Annotated in this window: 20 protein-coding genes; 6 read left to right on the plus strand and 14 right to left on the minus strand. The window is 42.0% G+C overall.

Going from position 1 to position 21,151, the window contains the following annotated elements; genetic code table 11:
• The first annotated feature begins 88 nt into the window (after positions 1-88).
• From IGJ12_RS13040 to IGJ12_RS13050, 3 genes are read left to right on the plus strand one after another with little or no spacing between them, the layout of a single operon-like run.
• Positions 89-745: a DUF624 domain-containing protein gene (locus IGJ12_RS13040; RefSeq protein WP_010749870.1), complete on the plus strand. Its 657-nt coding sequence runs from the start codon at positions 89-91 to the stop codon at positions 743-745.
• A complete protein-coding gene (locus IGJ12_RS13045; protein WP_430619107.1) occupies positions 714-2,483 on the plus strand; it encodes a sensor histidine kinase in 1,770 nt (589 codons plus the stop codon). The genes IGJ12_RS13040 and IGJ12_RS13045 overlap by 32 nt, the downstream gene beginning before the upstream one ends.
• Positions 2,480-3,931 carry a response regulator gene (locus IGJ12_RS13050; protein ID WP_005234181.1) on the plus strand — a complete coding sequence of 484 codons (1,452 nt, stop codon included), beginning with the start codon at positions 2,480-2,482 and terminating at the stop codon, positions 3,929-3,931. The genes IGJ12_RS13045 and IGJ12_RS13050 overlap by 4 nt, the downstream gene beginning before the upstream one ends.
• A 155-nt stretch (positions 3,932-4,086) precedes the next feature.
• Here the strand turns inward: IGJ12_RS13050 and rhaM are convergent, their stop codons facing one another.
• Together rhaM and IGJ12_RS13060 are read right to left on the minus strand one after the other, a co-directional pair.
• A complete protein-coding gene (rhaM, locus tag IGJ12_RS13055; RefSeq protein ID WP_061053170.1) occupies positions 4,087-4,398 on the minus strand; it encodes an L-rhamnose mutarotase in 312 nt (103 codons plus the stop codon).
• A 39-nt stretch (positions 4,399-4,437) separates the two neighbouring features.
• On the minus strand, positions 4,438-5,544 hold the full coding sequence (locus IGJ12_RS13060; protein ID WP_010749873.1) for a glycoside hydrolase family 88/105 protein: 1,107 nt from the start codon (positions 5,542-5,544) through the stop codon (positions 4,438-4,440).
• A 132-nt stretch (positions 5,545-5,676) separates the two neighbouring features.
• Between IGJ12_RS13060 and IGJ12_RS13065 the strand changes: the two genes are divergently transcribed.
• Positions 5,677-6,561: an AraC family transcriptional regulator gene (locus IGJ12_RS13065; protein ID WP_008380738.1), complete on the plus strand. Its 885-nt coding sequence runs from the start codon at positions 5,677-5,679 to the stop codon at positions 6,559-6,561.
• 122 nt (positions 6,562-6,683) lie between these two features.
• On the opposite strand, the gene IGJ12_RS13070 is transcribed toward IGJ12_RS13065, so the two are convergent.
• From IGJ12_RS13070 to IGJ12_RS13080, 3 genes are all read right to left on the minus strand, one after another.
• Entirely contained in the window at positions 6,684-8,108 is a 1,425-nt protein-coding gene (locus tag IGJ12_RS13070) for a 6-phospho-beta-glucosidase (RefSeq protein ID WP_086297909.1), read from the minus strand.
• A gap of 11 nt (positions 8,109-8,119) precedes the next feature.
• Complete coding sequence (locus IGJ12_RS13075; RefSeq protein WP_430619108.1) at positions 8,120-9,976, minus strand: beta-glucoside-specific PTS transporter subunit IIABC; 1,857 nt, start codon at positions 9,974-9,976, stop codon at positions 8,120-8,122.
• A gap of 213 nt (positions 9,977-10,189) precedes the next feature.
• A complete protein-coding gene (locus IGJ12_RS13080) occupies positions 10,190-10,345 on the minus strand; it encodes a hypothetical protein (RefSeq protein ID WP_430619109.1) in 156 nt (51 codons plus the stop codon).
• Positions 10,346-10,443: 98 nt separating this feature from the next.
• Between IGJ12_RS13080 and IGJ12_RS13085 the strand changes: the two genes are divergently transcribed.
• Positions 10,444-11,265: an MBL fold metallo-hydrolase gene (locus IGJ12_RS13085; RefSeq protein WP_430619110.1), complete on the plus strand. Its 822-nt coding sequence runs from the start codon at positions 10,444-10,446 to the stop codon at positions 11,263-11,265.
• Positions 11,266-11,300: 35 nt separating this feature from the next.
• Here the strand turns inward: IGJ12_RS13085 and IGJ12_RS13090 are convergent, their stop codons facing one another.
• The 6 genes from IGJ12_RS13090 to IGJ12_RS13115 form a co-directional block, all read right to left on the minus strand.
• Complete coding sequence (locus IGJ12_RS13090) at positions 11,301-12,188, minus strand: MurR/RpiR family transcriptional regulator (RefSeq protein WP_008380734.1); 888 nt, start codon at positions 12,186-12,188, stop codon at positions 11,301-11,303.
• Between the two features lie 125 nt (positions 12,189-12,313).
• Positions 12,314-13,492, minus strand: coding sequence for an MFS transporter (locus IGJ12_RS13095; protein ID WP_034872112.1), 1,179 nt, complete (start codon positions 13,490-13,492; stop codon positions 12,314-12,316).
• A 289-nt stretch (positions 13,493-13,781) separates the two neighbouring features.
• A complete protein-coding gene (locus IGJ12_RS13100; protein ID WP_430619111.1) occupies positions 13,782-15,548 on the minus strand; it encodes a 1-deoxy-D-xylulose-5-phosphate synthase in 1,767 nt (588 codons plus the stop codon).
• 408 nt (positions 15,549-15,956) lie between these two features.
• Positions 15,957-16,124, minus strand: coding sequence for a hypothetical protein (locus IGJ12_RS13105; protein WP_086316508.1), 168 nt, complete (start codon positions 16,122-16,124; stop codon positions 15,957-15,959).
• On the minus strand, positions 16,117-16,410 hold the full coding sequence (locus IGJ12_RS13110; protein WP_231472762.1) for a zeta toxin family protein: 294 nt from the start codon (positions 16,408-16,410) through the stop codon (positions 16,117-16,119). The genes IGJ12_RS13105 and IGJ12_RS13110 overlap by 8 nt, the downstream gene beginning before the upstream one ends.
• A gap of 171 nt (positions 16,411-16,581) precedes the next feature.
• Complete coding sequence (locus IGJ12_RS13115) at positions 16,582-17,589, minus strand: aldo/keto reductase (protein ID WP_086316509.1); 1,008 nt, start codon at positions 17,587-17,589, stop codon at positions 16,582-16,584.
• A 253-nt stretch (positions 17,590-17,842) separates the two neighbouring features.
• Here IGJ12_RS13115 and IGJ12_RS13120 point away from each other — a divergent pair, with 253 nt between their 5' ends.
• Positions 17,843-18,289: a MerR family transcriptional regulator gene (locus IGJ12_RS13120; RefSeq protein ID WP_016612709.1), complete on the plus strand. Its 447-nt coding sequence runs from the start codon at positions 17,843-17,845 to the stop codon at positions 18,287-18,289.
• A gap of 140 nt (positions 18,290-18,429) precedes the next feature.
• On the opposite strand, the gene IGJ12_RS13125 is transcribed toward IGJ12_RS13120, so the two are convergent.
• Genes IGJ12_RS13125 through IGJ12_RS13135 form a run of 3 tightly spaced genes read right to left on the minus strand, consistent with a single transcriptional unit; the run spans position 18,430 to position 21,142 of the window.
• A complete protein-coding gene (locus IGJ12_RS13125) occupies positions 18,430-19,503 on the minus strand; it encodes an ABC transporter substrate-binding protein (RefSeq protein WP_194199245.1) in 1,074 nt (357 codons plus the stop codon).
• Positions 19,500-20,336, minus strand: a complete 837-nt coding sequence (locus IGJ12_RS13130) for an ABC transporter permease (RefSeq protein ID WP_005228535.1) — start codon at positions 20,334-20,336, stop codon at positions 19,500-19,502. Before IGJ12_RS13130 ends, IGJ12_RS13125 begins: the two co-directional genes overlap by 4 nt.
• Positions 20,333-21,142, minus strand: coding sequence for an ABC transporter permease (locus IGJ12_RS13135; protein ID WP_005234157.1), 810 nt, complete (start codon positions 21,140-21,142; stop codon positions 20,333-20,335). Before IGJ12_RS13135 ends, IGJ12_RS13130 begins: the two co-directional genes overlap by 4 nt.
• Positions 21,143-21,151: the final 9 nt, after the last annotated feature.

Below are 21,151 nucleotides of genomic sequence, written 5' to 3' on the forward strand. Positions count from 1 at the left end.
AAACAGACATGCTCTATTTTTTCCAATATACTATGCTATACTAGCGTTGAAAAGGCTTACTTTTCAAAAAACAAGGTAGGTGGAAACAATGAAAAAAATACAAACCGGACTGTTTCGTCTTTTTACGGTAACAGCTTATTTTGCTAAATTAAACCTTTTATGGCTTTTCTTTACCCTTTTAGGGTTGGGGATTTTTGGCTTCGGTCCTGCCACCGCTGTCACGATCAAATGTTTACATGATTTTCGTAAAACTGGTCATGACTATTCAGCTGTTGCCTTCTGGCAAGCCTACAAGCAAGCCTTTCGCACCTTTTCCCTTTTTGGCATTGGACTATTAAGTACAGTACTCCTGTTGTTGTTTAACTTACGGATTACTCATTTTTTCCCGACTGAAATGGCTTGGCTGCGTCCTGTCTATTTACTTTTAACGATTCTCCTCCTTTACACTGCATTCATCAGCTTTATGACCTATGCCAAAGCCGAACAACACGCTTGGAAACAGACCTTGTACGTCAGTATCTTTCTAGTCTTTCGCTACCCACTGCAAGGCCTTGCCTTGTTGTTTACCTGGTATTTATTGTTTCTCTTATTGACTGCCAAAACCTCTTTGTTACTCGTCTTTGGACTGGTGATTTTCTTGTTCTTCGCTGAATTTTTTCATGGTCAGATGATTGAAAAAACCAAACAATTGCAAGCAAAGCGAGGCAGTGTCCATGAAGTCCCAGAAGCTGATCAATCACTTTAAAAAGCAGCCTTTTGAGCGACAGTTACATTTTGTCTTTTTTGCGACGGTGGCAATTATCGTCTCATTGGCTGTTCTCCTGACCTTAGTTTGGCGACAAGTCTACATGGCGCAGCTGAAAGAAGCCGCGTATAAAGATGTCTCGATCATTTCAACAAATATCGCCAAGCGTTTAACTGCCGTCGAAACCCTCTCTTTTCGCATTATCGATAGTGCACCGATCCAAAATGGCCTACAAAGGATCTTGGCACAAGATTCCTTGCAATCCTTAGAGGCGATCGACCAAAAGAATGCCTTAAGTGCAGAAATCAACGCCCTCGTACGCAATGAATCAACGATTCAAAACGTCTATCTCTTTACCCCAACGAACGAAAACATGATCAACTTTCTAGCCGAGACCGACCATATCTTTAATGCCCAAACCATCAAAGATATGATCGAGACTTTGCCCGATAAGCCTGCCAAAGGGAGTTGGTTTTTTGCAAAAGACCTTTCTCAAGGCGTCTACCTGCGAAAAATCTATTCAACAGCCGATCTTTCTTTAACCTATATTGGTACGGTGATATTTCTAGTGAATACGTCCTTCTTTCGTAACGAGATCGAAAGTCTTCCCATTGTCTCCGAACAAAACCAATTTTTCATGGCGTATCAGAACCAATTTTATAGTACCGCAAATGACGAGCAAACCCTCGCTGCGGATCAAAATACCTTGCAGCAAAAAATGGAAACCTTCCAGCGATCGATCGGCTCCATGACGTTTGATAATCGCCAGTACTACTACGCAATGGATCGGAAGACGATGCCGAATATGACCTTCATTTATTTGCTGCCTGAAAATCAAGTCTTAGCTGATCTTTATAAACTACAAGGCCTTTCCATCGCTGTGAGTTTGCCTTTTTTATGTTTGATTATTGTTGTGATTCGGAAAATAAGCAATCAGCTGACCCGCCCTTTAGCTGACTTGGCTTCGCAAATGGCAGTTCTGCGGAAAACGAAAAAACTGGCCTCTTTAAAGACCCTCGCTGTCCCAGAAAATAGTCAAGAAGAGATCATGGTCCTTTATGAAAGCTACAATACGATGATCGATGAATTAAATGCCTTGATCAAGGACAATTATGAAATGCGTATATTGTCCCAAGAAATCGAATTTAAAGGATTGCAAGCGCAATTAGATCCACATTTTCTATACAATACGTTAGACTCGATCAACTGGATCGCCATTGAAAATCAGCAGTGGCAGATCTCAGAGATGGTCACCTCCCTTGCCTATTTGTTTCGAAAAAAAATCGATACCAAGTCTGACTTCACAACGCTACAAGATGAATTAGATATCGTGCACGCCTATATCAATATTCAAAACGTTCGCTTCGGGAAACGGATCGAGTATATCGAAGTAATTTTGGTGAATGACTTGTCCTTTAAGATTCCTAAGTTACTGATTCAACCATTGATTGAAAATGTCTTTAAATACGCCGTCAATGATATGAAGGAGACGTGTCGCCTCGTCCTTACGATTGAACAACAAGCAACCTTTCTCCAAGTCAGTGTCTCTGACAATGGCCCTGGTTTTAAAGCCAACTTCTCGATTGAAAAAGAAGGCGGCATCGGATTGACCAATATTCAAAAACGATTGCAACTGCATTATGGTGATCAAGCGTCCTTAGCCATCGTCTCCTCGATTCCCTTCAAAAAGACGACGGTGCGCTTTGTGATCCCCTTAAAAGGAGTGAGTGAAACATGAAAAATATCCTCGTTGTTGACGATGAACCCTTGATAGCAAATGGTGTGGCTAACCTCGTTGCTTCTTTTGATTTCCCATTAGTGGTCAAAGGAATTTACACAGACAGTGAAGAAGCCTTGGCATTTTGTCAGCAAAACACCATCGACATCGTGATTACCGACATCAATATGCCTAAAGTCAATGGACTTGCCTTGATCAAAAAATTAAAAGCCATCAATCCTGCGATTCAAATCATTATTTTGACAGGCTTTGGCAGCTTCTCCTTTGCCAAAGAAGCGATGGCTTTAGGGGTCAAATTTTTCCTTGAAAAACCTGTTTTTCCGAGCAAGCTTTCAGAAGCGTTGGCTGAGACGATCGAACGTTCTGAACGTCGTCAAATGGAATCTACCCTCTATTTAAAACAACAAATTGAACAATACATCAATAGCTGCGGAGAAGAACCGCTGCCTGAATCGTTCGTTTTTCCATTTTGTATGTACTTATTTGATTCGAAATTCTATCACGCCATCGCCAAGCGGATCGAAAGCTATGAGAACCATCACGAGTTGGTGATCGGTCATCAAAACAAAGTTGGCTATATCCTGAACTTCAGTACGGAAAATACCTTTAATCTCTTTTTTAAAACGAAGGTACAGGCTGCGCATCTAGGAAAAGGGATCGCCATCAATTGCTGGGTCGAAACCCCCGAAAAATTTTTACTCAGTTATCATTTAGGCAAGCGGAACTTGGATAAGGAGTTTTATTTTGATACCTTTGAAGTCATCCAAGAAGCCCAAATCTCACAAGAAAATGTCTATGAAAATAGTCTCTACATGGAATACCGTGAAAAACTTTTGGCATTGATCGACAAAGGCGAACTGACTTTAGCCCAAGTTCTTACGGAAAACTTTTTTTCTACCTGTCGCATGGAGCTTTACCCTGTCCAACTATTGCGGCTGCAGGTCAACGATTTGTTATCAGCAATTTTTGAAAATCATCGCATCAAAAAAGACATCTACTTCGATGACTATTCCCCAAAGATCATGCTCTTGAATAATTGGCACGAACTCCAGTTTATGCTGCTTCACTGTATCGATTTGATGCGGGGCAGCTTAGACGATAGCGAGAACATGCAGTTGTCCCAAAAAGTCAATCTAATCATCGAAGAATATTATGACCATGAAGCATTGTCATTGAAATGGATCGCCGCCCATCTTTTGTACTTAAATCCTGAATACTTAGGAAAAACCTATTACAAAGAAACCGGGATTCGCTTCAATCAAAAATTAGCCGAATACCGCATCCAAAAAGCACAAGAATTGCTGAAGAAAAACTACAAAGTCTACGAAGTGGCAGCGATGACGGGCTTTAGTAATGCCCCCGAATATTTTGTTCAAACGTTCAAAAAGATTACCGGTATGACACCAAAGAAATTCTTGAAGCAGCAAGAAAAAGCACTTCTCTCTTAACGGTTCTTCTATCCGAAATGATTGTTTTGCTATTTCAACAAAAGAGGTAGTCCGCTCACATTCGTGAGCGAACTACCTCTTTGACTAACCAGTAATTGATGTCAAACAATTGATGCGACCGTGTTCGTTTTAAGAAATAAACATTTTTGTCTAGCTTACAGCGTAAAGACTTCCTTTAACTCCTGTGTCACTGGCGAATCATCCGGATTTGTTTCCATAAGTTCTGCCATGTACTGCCACCATTTTTGGTTGATCTCGGTTGCCGCTAACTGCTGCCAGCGGGTTTCATCTTCAATCTCAAGGTAGCCAAACAACGCAAGGCTTTCTGGATCTAAAAAAATCTGGTAGCTTTTCGCCCCGTGTGCTATGAGCTGCTCTTTTAGTTCTGGCCATAGTTCGCGATGCCGTTTTTCATATTCTGCTTCATAACCAGGATGTAGCTTCATCCGAATCGCTTTTTTGATCATCTTTGTCTGCTCCTCTCTTTATTACGTAAGGTGTTCTGCTTAACAAAATGAAACCAATAGTTCAGTAAATGCTAAAACTGTCAGTGATTGCCCGTAAGGCATCGCCGTAATCGCGATATTTTTGTAGTACGCCAAGTCTTCTCCCATTCCAGTACCGATGGAAACATTTTGGACTTCTCCATCTTCTGCGACTTGTTCGATCAAACCGGCTAACGCTTTATAGGCAACATCTTCCCAAGCTTTGTCAATGTAACGCTTATGAACGGCTTTTAAAATCCCATAGGCAAAACCAGCCGTCGCGGAAGCCTCCACATACGAGCTAGGATCGTCTAACAAGGTGTGCCACAGGCCACTTTCATCTTGCATTTCTTGCAAGGCAGTTAGTTGGTCTAAGAGGGTATTGATTAAGAAGCCACGTAACGCATCTCCTTCTTGCAAGTCGAGAATTTCAATGATCTCAGGAATCGCAATGGTGATCCAGCAGTTGCCTCTTGCCCAAAGCGCTTGTGCATAATTGTGGCGTTCTTCAAAGGTCCAGCCGTGGAACCAAAGCCCAGTTTTTTTATCCACTAAGTATTTGATATGGATCATAAATTGTTGTTTTGCTTCTTCGATATAAGCCGGACGATTCAGCAACATGCCAATTTTCGCCAAAGGCAAAGCGGTCATCATCAAGGTATCGTCCCAAAGCTGGTTGCGATTTTCTGGTCCATAGGTCGCATGCTGCAGACCATTTTCATCGGTTCGCGGCATATCATGCATGACCCATTCCGCCCATTGTTCAAGGTAAGGCAAGTAACGAGAATCTTTGGTGTCTTCATAAAGATACGCCATTGCCAAAAGCGGCGCCATCGTGTTGACATTTTTAGGCGGCGCGCCTTCTAACATCCGCTGCTCAAACCATTCTTCCACAACTTGGAGCGCTTTAGGATTTTTGGTGATTTGGTAGTTTTTATAAATGCCATATAGTCCCACCCCTTGCGGCCAGTTCCAAATCCCCCAGCTTTTATCATCAACGATCAAGCCGTCAAAGTCTAATAGAAATTCGCCATTATCATCCTTGATCGTCGTTAAATTTTCGATCATGCGATCAATTTTTTCTTCTACAACACGTTTTTCCACAAACAACTGTTCTAAAATCACCATTGGGTTCATCCTCTCATTTCTCTTTGATAGATTGATCGTAACACGCTTACATTTACACAAAAATAGCAGTTATTGACACTTTACTATCTATTCTTGTATGATAAAAACAAACGAGTACGAAAGGAGCCAATCATGGAGAAGCAAAGTGCGGATACGATGATCAACGATCGTTTTGAGGCCTTTCATATCAAAGACATCGTAGAAGAAAACAATACCCTTTATCATTACCATAGTTTTTATGAGATTCACTGTACCTTAAAAGGATCAGCGGTCTTCTTTATCGATGGCGGAGAATTCCCTCTAGAACCTGGTACGATCATCTTGATTCCTCCAAACGTCTTGCATCGAATCGTTCATCAAACTTCTGATTTTTTCGAGCGAACCTACCTGTATATCAATCCTAGTTATCTCGCTGCCCTCTCCACTACCCAAACAGATCTCACTGCCTGTTTTCGTAGCAACGGCGGCATCAACAGTCGTATTTTATCGATCGATGCCGACCAACTAGACCAGCTATTGCGTCCTTTACGCAAAAAAACGGATAGCAATTATGGCACCGACTTACTTTATCAAAATCATTTGATTGCGTTTTTGATTTCCATCAATACGATTGCCTATCAGGAAAAAGAACCGCTATTTTTATCCGACTCACTCTATAAAAATAAAGACATTTTGGCTGCTATTACCTATATCAATCAGCATTTGACCGCTGATCTCTCCTTAGAGACCGTCGCCAAAGCCCTTTTCATGAGCCCATACTCGCTTTCAAGGACCTTCAAAAAAGAAACTGGCGTCGCCTTTCATGCCTATGTGGTAAAGAAACGACTCTTAAAGAGCAAAGAAATTTTACGTAAAACCAGAAGCGCCACCGCCACGTTCGAAGCTTGCGGCTTCAACTCCTATACCCATTTTTTACGCTGCTTTAAACAAGAATTTCAGCTGACACCAAAAGAATTTTTACAAGAAGAAGCCCAAAATCAGTTTGTCCGTTTTACGCATTTTGCAGGGAAAAAATAGCAAGCCGTTGCAAAGCGCCAATCATTGGCTCGTGAAAAAAGAGTTGCTGCTTCCCTTTCCTGATGTTAGATGACACAATACAAAAAGAATGACACGAGGAAATGTGTCATTCTTTTTGTATGCTATAAAACTTCCCCATTTGAAGCGATCACTTTTTTATACCACTCAAAGGATTTTTTCTTGGTTCGTTTCAAGGTGCCGTTGCCTTGATCGTCTCGATCCACGTAGATAAAGCCGTAGCGTTTACTCATTTGACCGGTGCTGGCTGCTACAAGATCAATACAACCCCAAGTAGTATAACCAAGTAGTTCCACGCCATCGATCGTCACTGCATCTTTGAAGGCTTGAATATGTTTTTTTAAATAGTCGATCCGATAATCGTCTGCGACAAACCCATTCTCATCAGGGGTATCGATCGCCCCTAACCCATTTTCTACGATAAACAACGGTTTTTGATAGCGATCATACAATTGATTCAATGAATTTCTCAGTCCTAACGGATCAATCTGCCACCCCCACTCAGTCGATGATAGATGTTCATTTTTAATTGATGGAAAGAGATTCCCTGTCGCTTGCGCATAGTCTTCTGGGTGGGCACTGACCGTTCGCGAACAGTAATAAGAAAAACTGACAAAATCAACAGGAGAAGCCGCTAAAATCGCCTCGTCCTCAGGTGTTATTTTGATTGTTAAGCCTTCTCGCTCAAATTTTTTCAAGGCATAATTGGGGTATTTGCCTCGGGCTTGCACATCGATAAAGAAATAGCCTTCGCGATCACGATCGATTGCTTCTTGGTAATCTTCAGGTCGGCAAGTATAAGGATAATGACTGCCACCAGCCAGCATACAACCAACTTGATTGGTCGGATCGATTTCATGAGCCTTTTGGGTTGCTAAGGCACTGGCGACTAACTGATGATGCGCTGCTTGGTATTTGATTTCTTGACGATTGTCCCCTTCTTTAAAGACGATCCCGCCACCTACAAAGGGCTGATGCAGCAAAATATTGATTTCATTGATCGTCAGCCAATATTTGACCAACCCGCGATAGCGTTGGAAGACGGTTTCCGCATAAGTCACATAGAAATCAATGAGTCGGCGATTTTTCCAGCCACCAAATTCCTTGATCAAATGCAGCGGAACATCGAAGTGGGCAATCGTGACTAATGGCTCGATTTGATGTTTTCTCAATTCTTTGAAGATTTTCTCATAAAAAAGCAGTCCTTCTTCGTTGGGCGCTTCGTCATTGCCATTCGGAAAAATCCGTGACCAAGAAAGTGACATCCGATACACGTTAAACCCCATTTCGGCAAAAAGGGCAATATCTTCCATATAATGGTGGTACATATCAATGGCCGTTTGGGCTGGATAAAAAGAATCTTCCTGCCATTCCAACATTTCCAGTTCACCCGCAGCGACCTTTGCGCGATCAGGACCAGTTGGTAAGAGGTCGACATTTGATAAGCCACGTCCTCCTGCTAATACACCACCTTCTGCTTGATTGGCAGCCGTTGCACCGCCCCATAAAAAATCATCTGATAATCCCATGTTATTTCCTCCTAAACTTTGACTACAAGTACTTCCTCTTCTTTAGCTACCAAACCTTCTTTCACACGTTCGACTGCGGTATATTGTGGTGTATTGGTAACGATGATCGGTACTTGTGTGACATATCCTGCAGCTTTTATCTGCGGTACATCAAACGTCAGCAATCGCTGCCCTTTTGTAACTTTTTGCTCTGCTTCTACTAAAGCATCAAAATACTGACCATTTAGTTCCACTGTGTCTAAACCGACATGGATCAACAATTCGATTCCGGTGTCTGAAACCAAGCCAATCGCGTGTTTGGTAGGAAAAACAGCAGCGACTTTTCCATCAAAAGGCGCAATGACTTCACCGATGGGTTCATCGACCGCAAATCCTTTTCCGAGTGCTTCAGAAGCAAATGCGTCATCTTTGACTTGATTCAACGGAATCACGATTCCCGGTACAGGATTGATCAAGCCGGTATCTTCTAGTACTACTGCTTTCATCTCCGGAACATCAATTGTCACTTTTGTTTCATATTTGAAACTTAAGACATAGGTAACGGCCCCACTCACCACAGCTGCAATCACCAATGCGATAATGATGTTCCAAAAATAGCGCATCGTATCATCACCGATATATAGTAAGATTGCTGGGAGACCAGACGAACCGGTCGCAAAGCGATGCGTATTGGTCAAGCCAGCATACAAACCACCAGAAGCCCCACCAATCATTGCCGCAACCAACGGATATTTTTTGGGCAAATTGATGCCATATAAAGCGGGTTCGGTAATCCCCATGTAGGCAGTGATTGCCCCTGATACCGCCAACTGCTTAGTTTTTTTCTCTTTCGTACGCAATGCGACAACTGCTACTGCGGTTGCTTGAGCAATGTTTGAGACCAATGCCCCTGGACCAAAAATACTGTCATACCCAAGTTCTGCCATTTGCATCACCCCTAAAGGAGCAATCCCATTGTGCAATCCAAACATCACCATGATTGGCAAAAAGCCCCCAATCAAAACCGCTGGAACCCAGCTAGCATGGACACTTAAGAAGGTAAAGAAAGTTGCCAAATAACCACCCAAGATACTACCGATCGGTCCAAATAGCGAGAAGGCTAATGTACCCATTATCAAGAATGTTAGCATCGGAACAAAAACCAGCTCCACTGATTTTGGAATCACTTTGTTCAAAAACTTTTCGACATACGATTGGAAAAAAATCACGATCAGGATCGGAATGACTGATCCCGTATAATTTGCTAATGTAAAAGGAATAACCCCAAAAAAGTGAACGGGTTCGCCTGCTGTGACCAAGGCACCCCAATTAGGATGCATCATCATAGCAGCCACTGAAGCCGCTAAAATCGGATTGCATCGCAATTTTTGTGCCACAGTGAAGGCCAGGATTATTGGTAAGAAGAAGAAAACACCATCTGCAAAAAGATTCAGCATGTAATAGGTTTGCGAATCAGCCGTGATCACATCAAAAACGATCAATAAAGCCAAAACTGCCTTAACCATTCCGGCACCGGACAGTGCGGGAATAATTGGTTGAAACGTTCCTGCCACAAAATCGATCGCTGCAGCTGCTGGTCCTTTTTTCTCCCCAGGTTCCGACGCCCCTGATGATTGAAGCGAAACCAATTTTGTGACTTCTTCATAGACATCTTTGACATGTGTTCCGATCACGACTTGATGTACCCCTGCGTTATTGATGTATTTGGCAACCCCATCGAGTGCCTCTAGTTCTCCTTGATCTATACGCTTTTCTTCATTGACTTTAAAGCGCAATCGGGTTTGACAGTGATAGGCATCCGTGATATTTTCTTGTCCCCCCAGATACTGGACGATTTTTTTTGCTAATGATTGATAATTTTCACTCATACATTCCACCCCTAAATAAATTTCAAAGAAAATCTATGTTGTATGTGCTTACCGGTATAACATACTGTTCTTTCTGCCAGCAATGTACCATTTATAGAGAGCGTTTCCAATATATTTTCCTAAAGACGAAATGGATTTCATCTTTTCATTAAAAACCGCTCTTTTTTCGAAATCCATTCCATTAAAAGACCAAACATCGCCTTGACGAAGCCACTAGAAACAATGATATAATTTACTAGATGATTGTGTTACTTTTGATTTATCGCGATCATAATAGGCTTTTTCAACGTAATGGATCCACCAACCGAAAAAGAGCGCCCCGATGATCCCGCAACAACGGATCAAACCACTGCTTCTTCCCCCAACCATTGAAGCAATCCTTACTGAATCAACGATTTGGTCTAGCCTGTTATGAACGGCTATTCTGGGTTGGATTTATAAAAAACAGGCGAAGGGAACGAAGAAACATGACAAACGCGAAACAAGCAATACCCCCAAAAACGATTTTCTTTCATGAAGAAGCTTTTCAAAAAACAGATCAAACGATCATTCGCTGGTTAGGAAACTCCGGTATTCTTCTAAACAGCCGTGGTACATGTATCATGGTCGATCCGGTCTTAGAAGGATTTGACCTGCCGTTACTGATCGATCTGCCAATCAAACCGGCGGCAGTCCCTCACTTAGATGCGGTATTGATCACCCATTCAGATAATGATCACTACGGCATTCCGACGATTGAAAAATTAGTCCCGATTACCGATAGCTTCCATGGACCCAAATATGTTGCCGAACTTATGCAAGAGCACTTTCAAGTTGCTGCCCAAGGTCACGAAATCTATGATTCATTCATCGTTAAAAATTTGGAGATTTCTTTAACAAAGGCGTATCACCTTTGGCAAAATGAGACGACAAAATTTGACCGTGTCTTCCAAATTGAGGACTATTGCGGCTTTTGGATCGATACTCCGGATGGTTCCTTGTGGATTCCTGGCGATTCTCGTCTTTTACCAGAACAATTAGAGATGCCTCAACCAGATGCGATCTTATTTGACTTTAACGACAACGCTTGGCATATCGGCTTTGAGAACGCCGTGAAACTGGCAAATACCTATCCTCATGCTGAATTGATCCTCTCCCATTGGGGAACAGTGGATGCTCCGCATATCGATGCTTTTAATGGGGACCCTGAAGCTTTGTACGATCGGATCGTCAATCCGAAACGGATTCGTCTAGTTGCTGCCGGTGAGCCGATCGAATTGAAATCAACCACTTCCAACAATTTAGAATAGGGAAAAAGGACCACACCGTTTTTGGTGTGGTCCTTTTATTCTTCTGCCATCTCTTTAAACGTCGTTCTTCGACTCGTTTCTAAATAACGAGCGTTGCTGATTTTCATTTGGATATTCTCCTGATAATCGAGGGAAAAAATCTGAGCAAACAAAACCGTCAAAAGGAATTGAATCGATTCTTCTGTGGAAAAATTTCCGATTTTAGAATATAGTTTTTCTCGGCTAGCAATCGTCAAGACGATCGTCGAATAGTCCCGCAAATAGTTGTCCCCACCACTCGTAAGACTGATAATTGGCACACCATTTTTCAGCAATGTTTTCACATTTTTCATAGGATAGGTCTCTGAATTATTGCCAGAATAAGAGATAAGAATGGCACAATCCTGCGGGGTCAGCGTTTGGGAAATCAAGCCCGCTTCGTCCGTATCCGCAACAAAGGCTTTTTTATGAATCGTGTTTAAGTTGCGTTTAAACAGCTGCCCGAAATACGAATTTGGACTACGCCCATAGATGACAACGTTTTGAGCGCCATTGATGAGTCGAGCGGCTTGATTCAGGTCTTTTACCGTCATAAGTGCCGCTGTTTCTTTAATCGTCTGCATGCGTAAGTTCGCCAAGTTTTCAATGATTTCTAATGTGTCTGCCGCCTCACCAAAAGGGATATTCACATCGATCGTTGCTGAGCCATCATCAAAGTGTGCCAGTTCATGCACGAAGGCATACACAAATTCTTTCCAACCGGAAAAGCCAAAATATTTTGCAAAACGGACTAACGTCGGCTTTGAGGTATGGGTCAGTTTTGCGATTTCTTCCATAGTATACTCACTGACTTTTTCCCGATTGCCTAGTAAAAAATCACCGATCGTCCTTCTTGCATCATTTTGTTTAAACGCTGCTTCTTCAATTTTTTGAAAAAGATACATCTGGTTCTCCCTTCTGATTGCTGCTGTTAGTTTTACACGTCCCATTCATTCACGTTTCTTTCTATCTAAAAGCACTGAAAGTGATGAATTGAAGACAGAAAAGCGTGGAGCACGCCAGCGTATGCCTACCCTCGTTCAAAATACAAAAAGAATTTATTTCCCAAAAGGGCGATCATACCAATCAGACATAGCATGCCCCCTGATAAGATCATCTGCATCCCTGCTGTTTCATTGCCGCTGACTAGTATCAGCAAGCGTGATGCATAGGGTGCGAGCGTGACCCCTAAATTGTAAGCAACGATCGAGACGATCGTGCCAAACTTAGCTTCTGCTTCACCACCAGTCGTCAGCAAGTGGGTGAAAAAAGGCATGATGCTGCGAAAGGCAAAGCCTAATAATAAAGAACAACCCAAGAGTAGCCCCACTGTCTGCAATGGATAAGTCAAATAGATGCTGCTTCCTGCAAGCAATGCCGCAATGGGCAGCAACCAGCGATGTAGGCGACTGTATATCAAGCCAAAGGCATTGCCGGCGATAAATGCTCCCGTCGCAATGGCGGCAATCATGTTACTGCCTTCAGTGGCGTCCCCGATTCCTTTTTCCAATAACAATGGTGTGATCTGTAAATTGTAATTAATAAATAAGACAACGATTAGAAACAAGAGCACACCCAGAACGAATGATCGCTGTTTCCGTTCTTTTGAAACCGTGACGTTCGCCAATAACGTCTCATTAGTCACAGCCTGTGTTTCGTTTGGAATAAACAGCTGGACAAAGAAGAGACTGATCAGGGCAAAGCCATAAACCAAGAAGGACATTTCCCAACTGATTTTCACTAGCTGTCCAACCAGCAAAGTCATAAAGATACCACCTAAACCACCGACGGCACTTTCTAATCCAAGAGCTTTGGCTTTCTTTTGCGGCTCATTTTGAAACAGCAAACTAATCATTTGAATCGCCAAACGATTGAATAAGCCGATCCCGAAGCCAAGAATCCCTCGAGAAAGAAACAAGACGGGAAAGCTCCCCTGATACCATGCCGGCAGCGTGCCAAAAACCGCCACAATGACCAAGCCGGTGACCATCGTGTATTTTTTGCCGATCCTTTTTTCGATCATGCTGGTAGTAAAAATCCCCAGTAAAAGAAACAATGATGGAATCGTGGTCAGTAACCCAATGTAGACCGCATCAACTTCTGGAAAGCTTGCCGCAATCGCTGGGACATTGGCAGAAATCGCCGGTGCCGAATAGACAACCATTGCCACCGACAGCAGTGCCAACAACTTCATAGAAAAAAATTTCATAAATACCCCTTTCCTTAAAAACACCTTTTCTTCCTTGTCTCTGAACCCAATAGTCCAAGATGACAAAGTGATCCTTTCACTACCTTATTATTCGCTAGATTGTCCTCGTTGACCAATGCTTAACGCGCTTGGGCTTTATGCTTGAAAAGCATTGGTCTTCTGTATTTTACTGGGTTTCTATGGCGATTGCTGGAACTCATTTATGTTTGTCTAAAAAAAGAAACCTTGCAGTATGTTTTCTGCAAGGTTTCCTTCTTTTCATAAATCGACTGTAACTACTCAGAATGCTTTAGTGAATTGATTGCTGTAACTGTTCCATAACGTCTTTCGTAATTGTCTCAACGGTGATACCAAGTTCAGATAAAACGTCCGCTGCCCGGTAATTATCATAAAATTTCTTTTCTAAGCCATAGTTTTTGACGACAATCTCACGATCACCCAGGTAGCTGGCAATCATTTGTCCATAGCCACCCTCTCGTATGCCATCTTCCAACGTGACAACGAGTTTGTGCGATCGTGCCACAGCATCCAACAACTCTTTGTCGACCCCTGAAATAAACTTAGGATTGATCACCGTTGGCGTAATTCCATGTTGCATTTTCAATTGTTCTGCGATCTCTTCCGCTAGCGCATAAAAGTTCCCAACACCGACGATGGCTACCTGCGTGCCAGCTTGAGTCACTTCATTTTTTTGATCACTGTAGTCAGTAGAGACTGTCACTGCCATTTCGTTGACAGGTCCAACCGGTACCCGGATCGCAACTGGTGCGCTGGTTTGTTCCAGCGACCAATCCAACATTGCCAGATATTCTTCTTTAGAGGTTGGCGCAAGATAAATAAGGTTGGGAATATGTGCCAAAAATGGAATATCAAAAATTCCCAAATGGCTCTCGTCATTCATGCCGTAAATCGATGCACCATATACCAGAATCGTTCCAGGCAGATGATTTAAGGCCAAATCATGGGAAATTTGATCAAAACTACGTTGCATAAAGGTAGAAAAAACGGCCCAGACAGGTTTTGCTCCATTTTTTGCTAACCCAGCAACCATCGATACCGCATGTTCTTCTGCAATACCTACATCTACAAATTGTTTGCCTGCTTTTTCTCTTTGTTCCGGAGAAAAAAGCAGCATCGGTGTACCAGCGTTTACTGCCACGACTTTAGGATCTGACGCCATTTTTTCTAATAAATAATCCGTCGTTAAGCTATTGTACGTTACTTGATTGCCGCCAATAGAAATATATTCGCCGGTTTCTAAATGAAAGGGACCGCCTGCATGAAACTTTTCACGATTTTCTTCCGCAAACTTGAAGCCTTTGCCTTTGATCGTATGAATGTGTAATAAAACAGGATGATCAACATCTTTCACTTTTTCAAATAAAGCGATCAGTGCAGCGAGGTCATTTCCTTCATCTAAATAGTGGTACTCAAAACCAATCGCTTTGAACAGATTGTCTGCTACTTGCCCCTTTGTTTCCCGCAATGCCCGCAAATTCTGATACATCCCCCCATGGTTTTCTGCGATCGATTGGTCATTGTCATTGAGGATCACGATGGTATTGGTGCCTAATTCCACGATATTGTTCAAGCCTTCAAACGCTAACCCGCCTGATAGAGAACCATCACCAATCACGGCAACGACGTTATACGTTTCATTTTTTAGGTCACGGGCTTTCGCCACACCATTTGCCAACGAAACTGAGGTGGAGGTATGACCGACCGTAAAGAGATCGTGCTCGCTTTCTTTCGGATTCGTGTAACCAGAAACCGCACCATACTGCGCAGCATCAAGAAAGGCATGGGCGCGTCCCGTCAACATTTTATGGATATAGGTCTGATGGGACACATCAAAAATCAGCTTATCTGTGGGGGAATCAAAGACTTTATGCAACGCAATCGTCATCTCAACCATCCCCAGATTGGGGCCATTGTGCCCCCCATGGTGACTGATTTTTTCCAATAAAGCAGTTCGTGCTTCTACTACCAGTTCTTGAAGTTGCCCACTGGTCAATTCTTTTAACTCTTTGGGGCTTTTGATTTTTTCTAATAACATGTACGTACCTCCTGTAGAAATGTTTGAATGTTTCGTGTGTTTACTCACAAGGAAAAAGACACGAAATCGAAATGAGTGGATCGTTCTCTAGAATGAAAAACGTGGCCATCGGAGCTAGACGCTCTTTTTAGAATTCCTGTCAAACCGAGAAATAGCAAGTTATCCTAAAGGGAAATCGTAATTTTTCTGAGTTTCAACAATCGCTGCTCATTTCTTCTATCTAAAAAGATACCACCTAGAGCTGACTTTAGGTCAAGCACTTTTTGTGAATTTATTCTATTTTGATCCTATCTTTACTGCGTGCCCGCCATAATGATACAAAAAAAGATAAGAAGCGCTTGCTTCTTATCTCGGGTTTTACTTGTTCAATGGTCATTCTTAAGAAACCTAAATTTTTTCATTGACCACTTATTCTTCTTTCTCTAAGCCAACAAGCACTCGCTGTTTACGGTTCGATTCTTCTGCAACAAAGTTTAAAACTGTTTTCAATTCGCTAGGCGTTGCCTTTTTCTGTAAGATCGAGAAGTTTCGATGATATTGTATCATGATTGTTTCTACTTTTTCTTTCTCAGTCATTGAGCTTCTCCTCCAATTCTTCCTTTGTGTATGTTAATGGCAAAGCGAACGATACATTGTCAACTGCCATCAACGTATGAGAATGGCGATTCTGAAAATCTTTTATAAAAATATTAACGGTCACATTTTCTTTATACAATTCCTTCATTTTAATCAAGTTATATCTTGATTGAAAAAAAGCATTTATAAAATGTTCTTTAGGAACAAAGCGTCCTTCTATTTTTTCACGTTGCTTCGTATAATTCCAAGCAATAAAAGGATCTTGATAGATATAATAGATAAGCACATCATAATTCTTTTTTAAGCATCGCGCAATATTTTGATCAGCTTTTTTAGTGGGTGAAACAAGAATCATTTATTGCGAGAAGTAAGATGGCAAAAATTTCTGTTAATGAACTATACGCAAAAAAACAGACTACATTTGTCATGCAGTCTGCTTTTCCAACTTTTTCTTTATTTAGTGTTTGTCCCACTGTTTTCCGAAAGATTGTTGTTGTGATTCGACATGTCCTCGATGGCCATATACAGGTATTTGATTCAATTGGTTTTCAATTACTTGAAACTCGGTATCTGTAAGCTGTACATCCCAAGCAGCTAGATTTTCCAAAATCCTGCCTCGATTTTTTGATCCAGGAATCGGCACTGCATTCGGGTACTTGTGAAGCATCCACGCCAATGAAATTTGGGCATTTGTCGACTGCTTTGCTTGAGCGACTTCTGCTAGCATATTTAAAATCGGTTGATTGGCTACGAGGTTTTCTTTAGCCAGCTGAGGGACGAATTTGCGAACATCATCCCCTTCAAAGGATGTATCTGGTGTGACTTTTCCAGATAAAAACCCACTAGCGATTGGTGAAAAAGGAACGACGGCGATCTCGTTCTCAAGACAATAGGGGAAAATCTCTCGCTCACAATCACGCTCAACCATTGAATAGAGATTTTGCACAGCACCAACGGGGGTAATCCCATGTGCTTTAGCAAGTGTCTCCACGGAAACTTGTGAGAGTCCCCATTCTCTGATCATACCTTCTTTGATCAATCGTCCCATCACATCAGCTATTTCTTCTAAAGAAAGCTGTTCATTGATTCGATGAAGATAATAGAGATCAACATAATCGGTGCGCAATTTTTCCATTGAAGCAATCAAATGGTTACGGATGGCTGTGTAAAGAGTTGTGCTTTCATTCACTTCTTTTTCGTCGAGATGATACTTGGTGGCAAGAACAACTTTGTTTCGAAAAGGCGACAGTGCTTTACCCACCAACTCCTCATTATGTCCAGAATAAAACATTTCTTTTCCATAAGCTTCTGCTGTATCAAAAAATGTACAGCCAAATTCGTAAGCTTTGCGAATAGATGCAATACTCTCTTTTTCTTCTGGCACCTTTCCATATCCGTGAGAAAACCCCATACACCCCATTCCGATTGGCGAAACTGCTAAACTTCTGATTTTTCTATTCTTCATATTACAATTCCCTCCTTCATCGATACCTTATGCACTCGTTAAGCTAGCTAAACTTTAGCATCTTCGAGTCACTCGAAGTCAAGGAGTTTCTAACAATCATTTTTCTTCCACCTTTTGTCTTTTTGAGGCTCTCAAATAGGAAGCTACTTTTCTCCACAAAATTATCTGTGCTATAATACGCGATATAAAAAGAAAATGATCTACAACAGTTTTTACTAATACGTTCAAACGACTTGCTTGACTTCAGCAAATTATGAAAGGCGTGACCAACATTTACTCTATCAAAGAAGCAGCCACGATCACTGAATTGTCTGAACACACGATTCGCTATTATACCGATATGGGTTTGGTTCCTAGTTTGATCAGGGACAAAAACAACAGACGGGTTTTTAATCAGACTTCCATCAATTGGTTAACTGGTATCAAGAATTTGCGCGAAACAGGCATGTCTTTAGAAGCCATTAAGCATTATATTTCGCTTTGCCTCCTTGGCGATTCGACGATCAAAGAAAGAGCCGACATCATTCAATCGCAAAAAGAAAAAGCGCTCGTTAAACTTACAGAAGCGCAAAAACGAGTCGCTTATTTAGAAAAGAAAAGCAATACCTATCAAGAGCTCATCAACCAGAAAACAGCTTCTAACGATCCATTGAATCCGGCAACTTGGGAGGAGGAAGCAGTATTGCGGAATAGAACTTGAATGAAGATATTTTACCAATGATTTGGATCAATAGACACTTAATTTTTTGATGATTATATTCGTATAGTGCTGAAATAGACTATTCATTACTAAAAAACTGCCATTAAACAGGATCCATTCCCTGCTTAATGGCAGTTTGCTTATTTCCGATACATCTTCAATTCCAAGAACAAATCATTATAGATGCCCAGATACTCAGCACCTAAGTTTTCATAGACTTCGAGGTGTTCCATCAATTCATCGGATGGATAGAATTGTTCGTCTTCGGTGATCTCGTCTGGCAGTAATGCCATGGCTGCTTGGTTAGGTGTGGAATAGCCGATGTATTCTGCGTTTTGTGCAGCGTTCTCGGGTTCCAGCATAAAGTTCAAGAAGGCGTAGGCGCCGGCTTCGTTTTGTGAGGTCTTAGGAATGACCATATTATCGAACCACAAGTTGGAGCCTTCTGAAGGGATCACGTAATGAATGTGCTCGTTCTCGTACATCATGTCGGCTGCTTCCCCAGAAAATGTGACCGCAACCGATGCTTCTTCATTTGCCATGTACATCTTGATTTCATCTGCGACAATGGCTTTGATATTTGGAGTCATGGTCCGCAGCTTATTGAATGCCTCTTGCAGCTGATCATCGTCTTTGCTGTTAAGAGAATAGCCTAAGCTGTCCAAACCTAATCCCATTACTTCACGCGCGCCATCGATCAGCATGATGCTATTTGCTAATTCGGGTTTCCAAAGATCGTCCCATTGGGTGATTTCACCTTCATCAAAGAACTTATCGTTATAGACGATCCCCAGTGTTCCCCAGAAATAAGGGATCGAATATTGATTGCCAGGATCAAAACTCAGGTCCAAAAAGCGAGGGTCGATATTGTCTAGCCCTTTGATTTTGCTGTGATCCAATGGTTTTAAAAGATTTTGTTCCATCATTTTCTCAATCATGTATTCACTCGGTATGGCGATGTCATAAGACGTACCGCCTTGTTGGATCTTCGTGAACATCGCTTCATTTGAGTCAAAGGTTTCATAATTGACTTTGTAGCCAGTCTCTTCTTCAAACTTACTGATCAAATCAGGGTCGATGTAGTCGCCCCAGTTGTAGATGTTGACGACCTCAGCACCTGCCATACCAGAGGTGCGTTCCAATTCACGGACACCAAAGAGCAAGATCAGGACGATCGCAACAATACCGATAATCAGAGATTGTAGTCGTTTCATCGCAGATTTGCCACCTCCACACGGCGGTTTTTACGTAATTTCTTCGCGCCGTTTTCTTTACTGATAAAGTAATAGCCTACCACCAGAATCATGGAGAATAAGAAGACAAGTGTGCTTAATGCATTGATTTCTAAACTGATTCCTTGACGTGCTCTAGAATAGATCTCTACTGATAAGGTACTAAAGCCATTGCCCGTCACAAAGAATGTCACGGCAAAATCATCAAGTGAATAAGTAAAGGCCATGAAATAGCCGGCGATGATGCCCGGTGTCAAGAAAGGCAAAATGATATTTTTGATGACTTGAAAATTATTCGCGCCTAAATCACGGGCAGCATCGATCATTGAATCGTTCATCTCTTGCAATTTCGGCAAGACCATCAAGACCACGATCGGGATACTAAAGGCGATATGCGAAAGCAATACGCTGAAAAAGCCTAAGCTAAACCCACGGAACAAGTTGCCGATCATCGTAAAGAAAATCAAGAAGCTGGCACCAATGATGACATCTGGTGAAACCAGCAAAATATTATTTAAACTCAACAAGGCCGTTCTCGTTCGGCGCTTGCGGGTATAGTAGATGCCCATCGCACCAAATGTGCCAATGATCGTTGCCAGTAATGCTGATAAAAATGCCAGCATAAAGGTGTTCAACACGATGATCATCAAGCGGGTATCTTGAAAGACGGATTGGTAATGTTCAAAAGTGAAACCCGTAAAAGCATTCATGGTGCCTCCTTCATTGAAGGAATAGAAAATCAAATAAAAGATCGGCACGTACAAAAGAATAAAGACGACGATCAGATAAAGATTCGACCAGCGAAATTTTTTCATTTACGTTGCCCTCCTTTTTTCTTTTCTCCCGTAAACAACATCACGAGGAACATGGCGATGATCAAAATGACGCCGATGGTCGAACCCATGCCCCAATTTTGGGTAACGAGAAAGTGCTGCTCGATCGCCGTACCAAGCGTGATCACGCGATTTCCCCCAATCAAACGGGTCAACATGAAGAGGGAGAGCGATGGAATGAAGACGGCTTGGACGCCGCTTTTTACCCCGTTTAACGAAAGAGGGAAAATCACTCGTCGGAAAGTATCATAACTGTTTGCCCCTAGATCGCGACTGGCACTGATCAAAGAGGGATTCATTTCTTCTAAGGCATTAAAAATCGGCATGATCATAAAGGGCAGTTCGATATAGACGGCAACCGTCAAAAAGCTGAAGTCAGTAAACAAAATCTGCTTTGGTCCAACCCCCATGATTTCTAGGAAGTTGTTGACACTGCCATGAATGCCGAAAATCCCAATAAACGCATAGGCTTTTAACAATAAGTTGACCCACGTTGGTAAGATGATCAACAGCAGCCACAAATCTTTGTGGCGCAGCTTAGTTAAGAAATACGCTGTCGGGTAGCTGATCACTAAGGTAATCAAGGTGATCAAAAAGGCATACCAAACCGAGTTTAAGGTCATGATCAAATATTTTCCCGAACCTAAGTAGCTTTGATAATTGACCAGCGAAAAGTTGCCGTTCATATCAAAAAAAGATTGGTAGATGATCAATAAGACTGGTGCAATAACAAATAGCAATAACCAAAAGACATAGGGTATCGCATAAAAACGACGCATTTTCGTCATTAGCTTTCC

This window comes from Enterococcus sp. DIV0802b (genome assembly GCF_050543535.1).
GTDB lineage: Bacteria > Bacillota > Bacilli > Lactobacillales > Enterococcaceae > Enterococcus_D > Enterococcus_D entomosocium.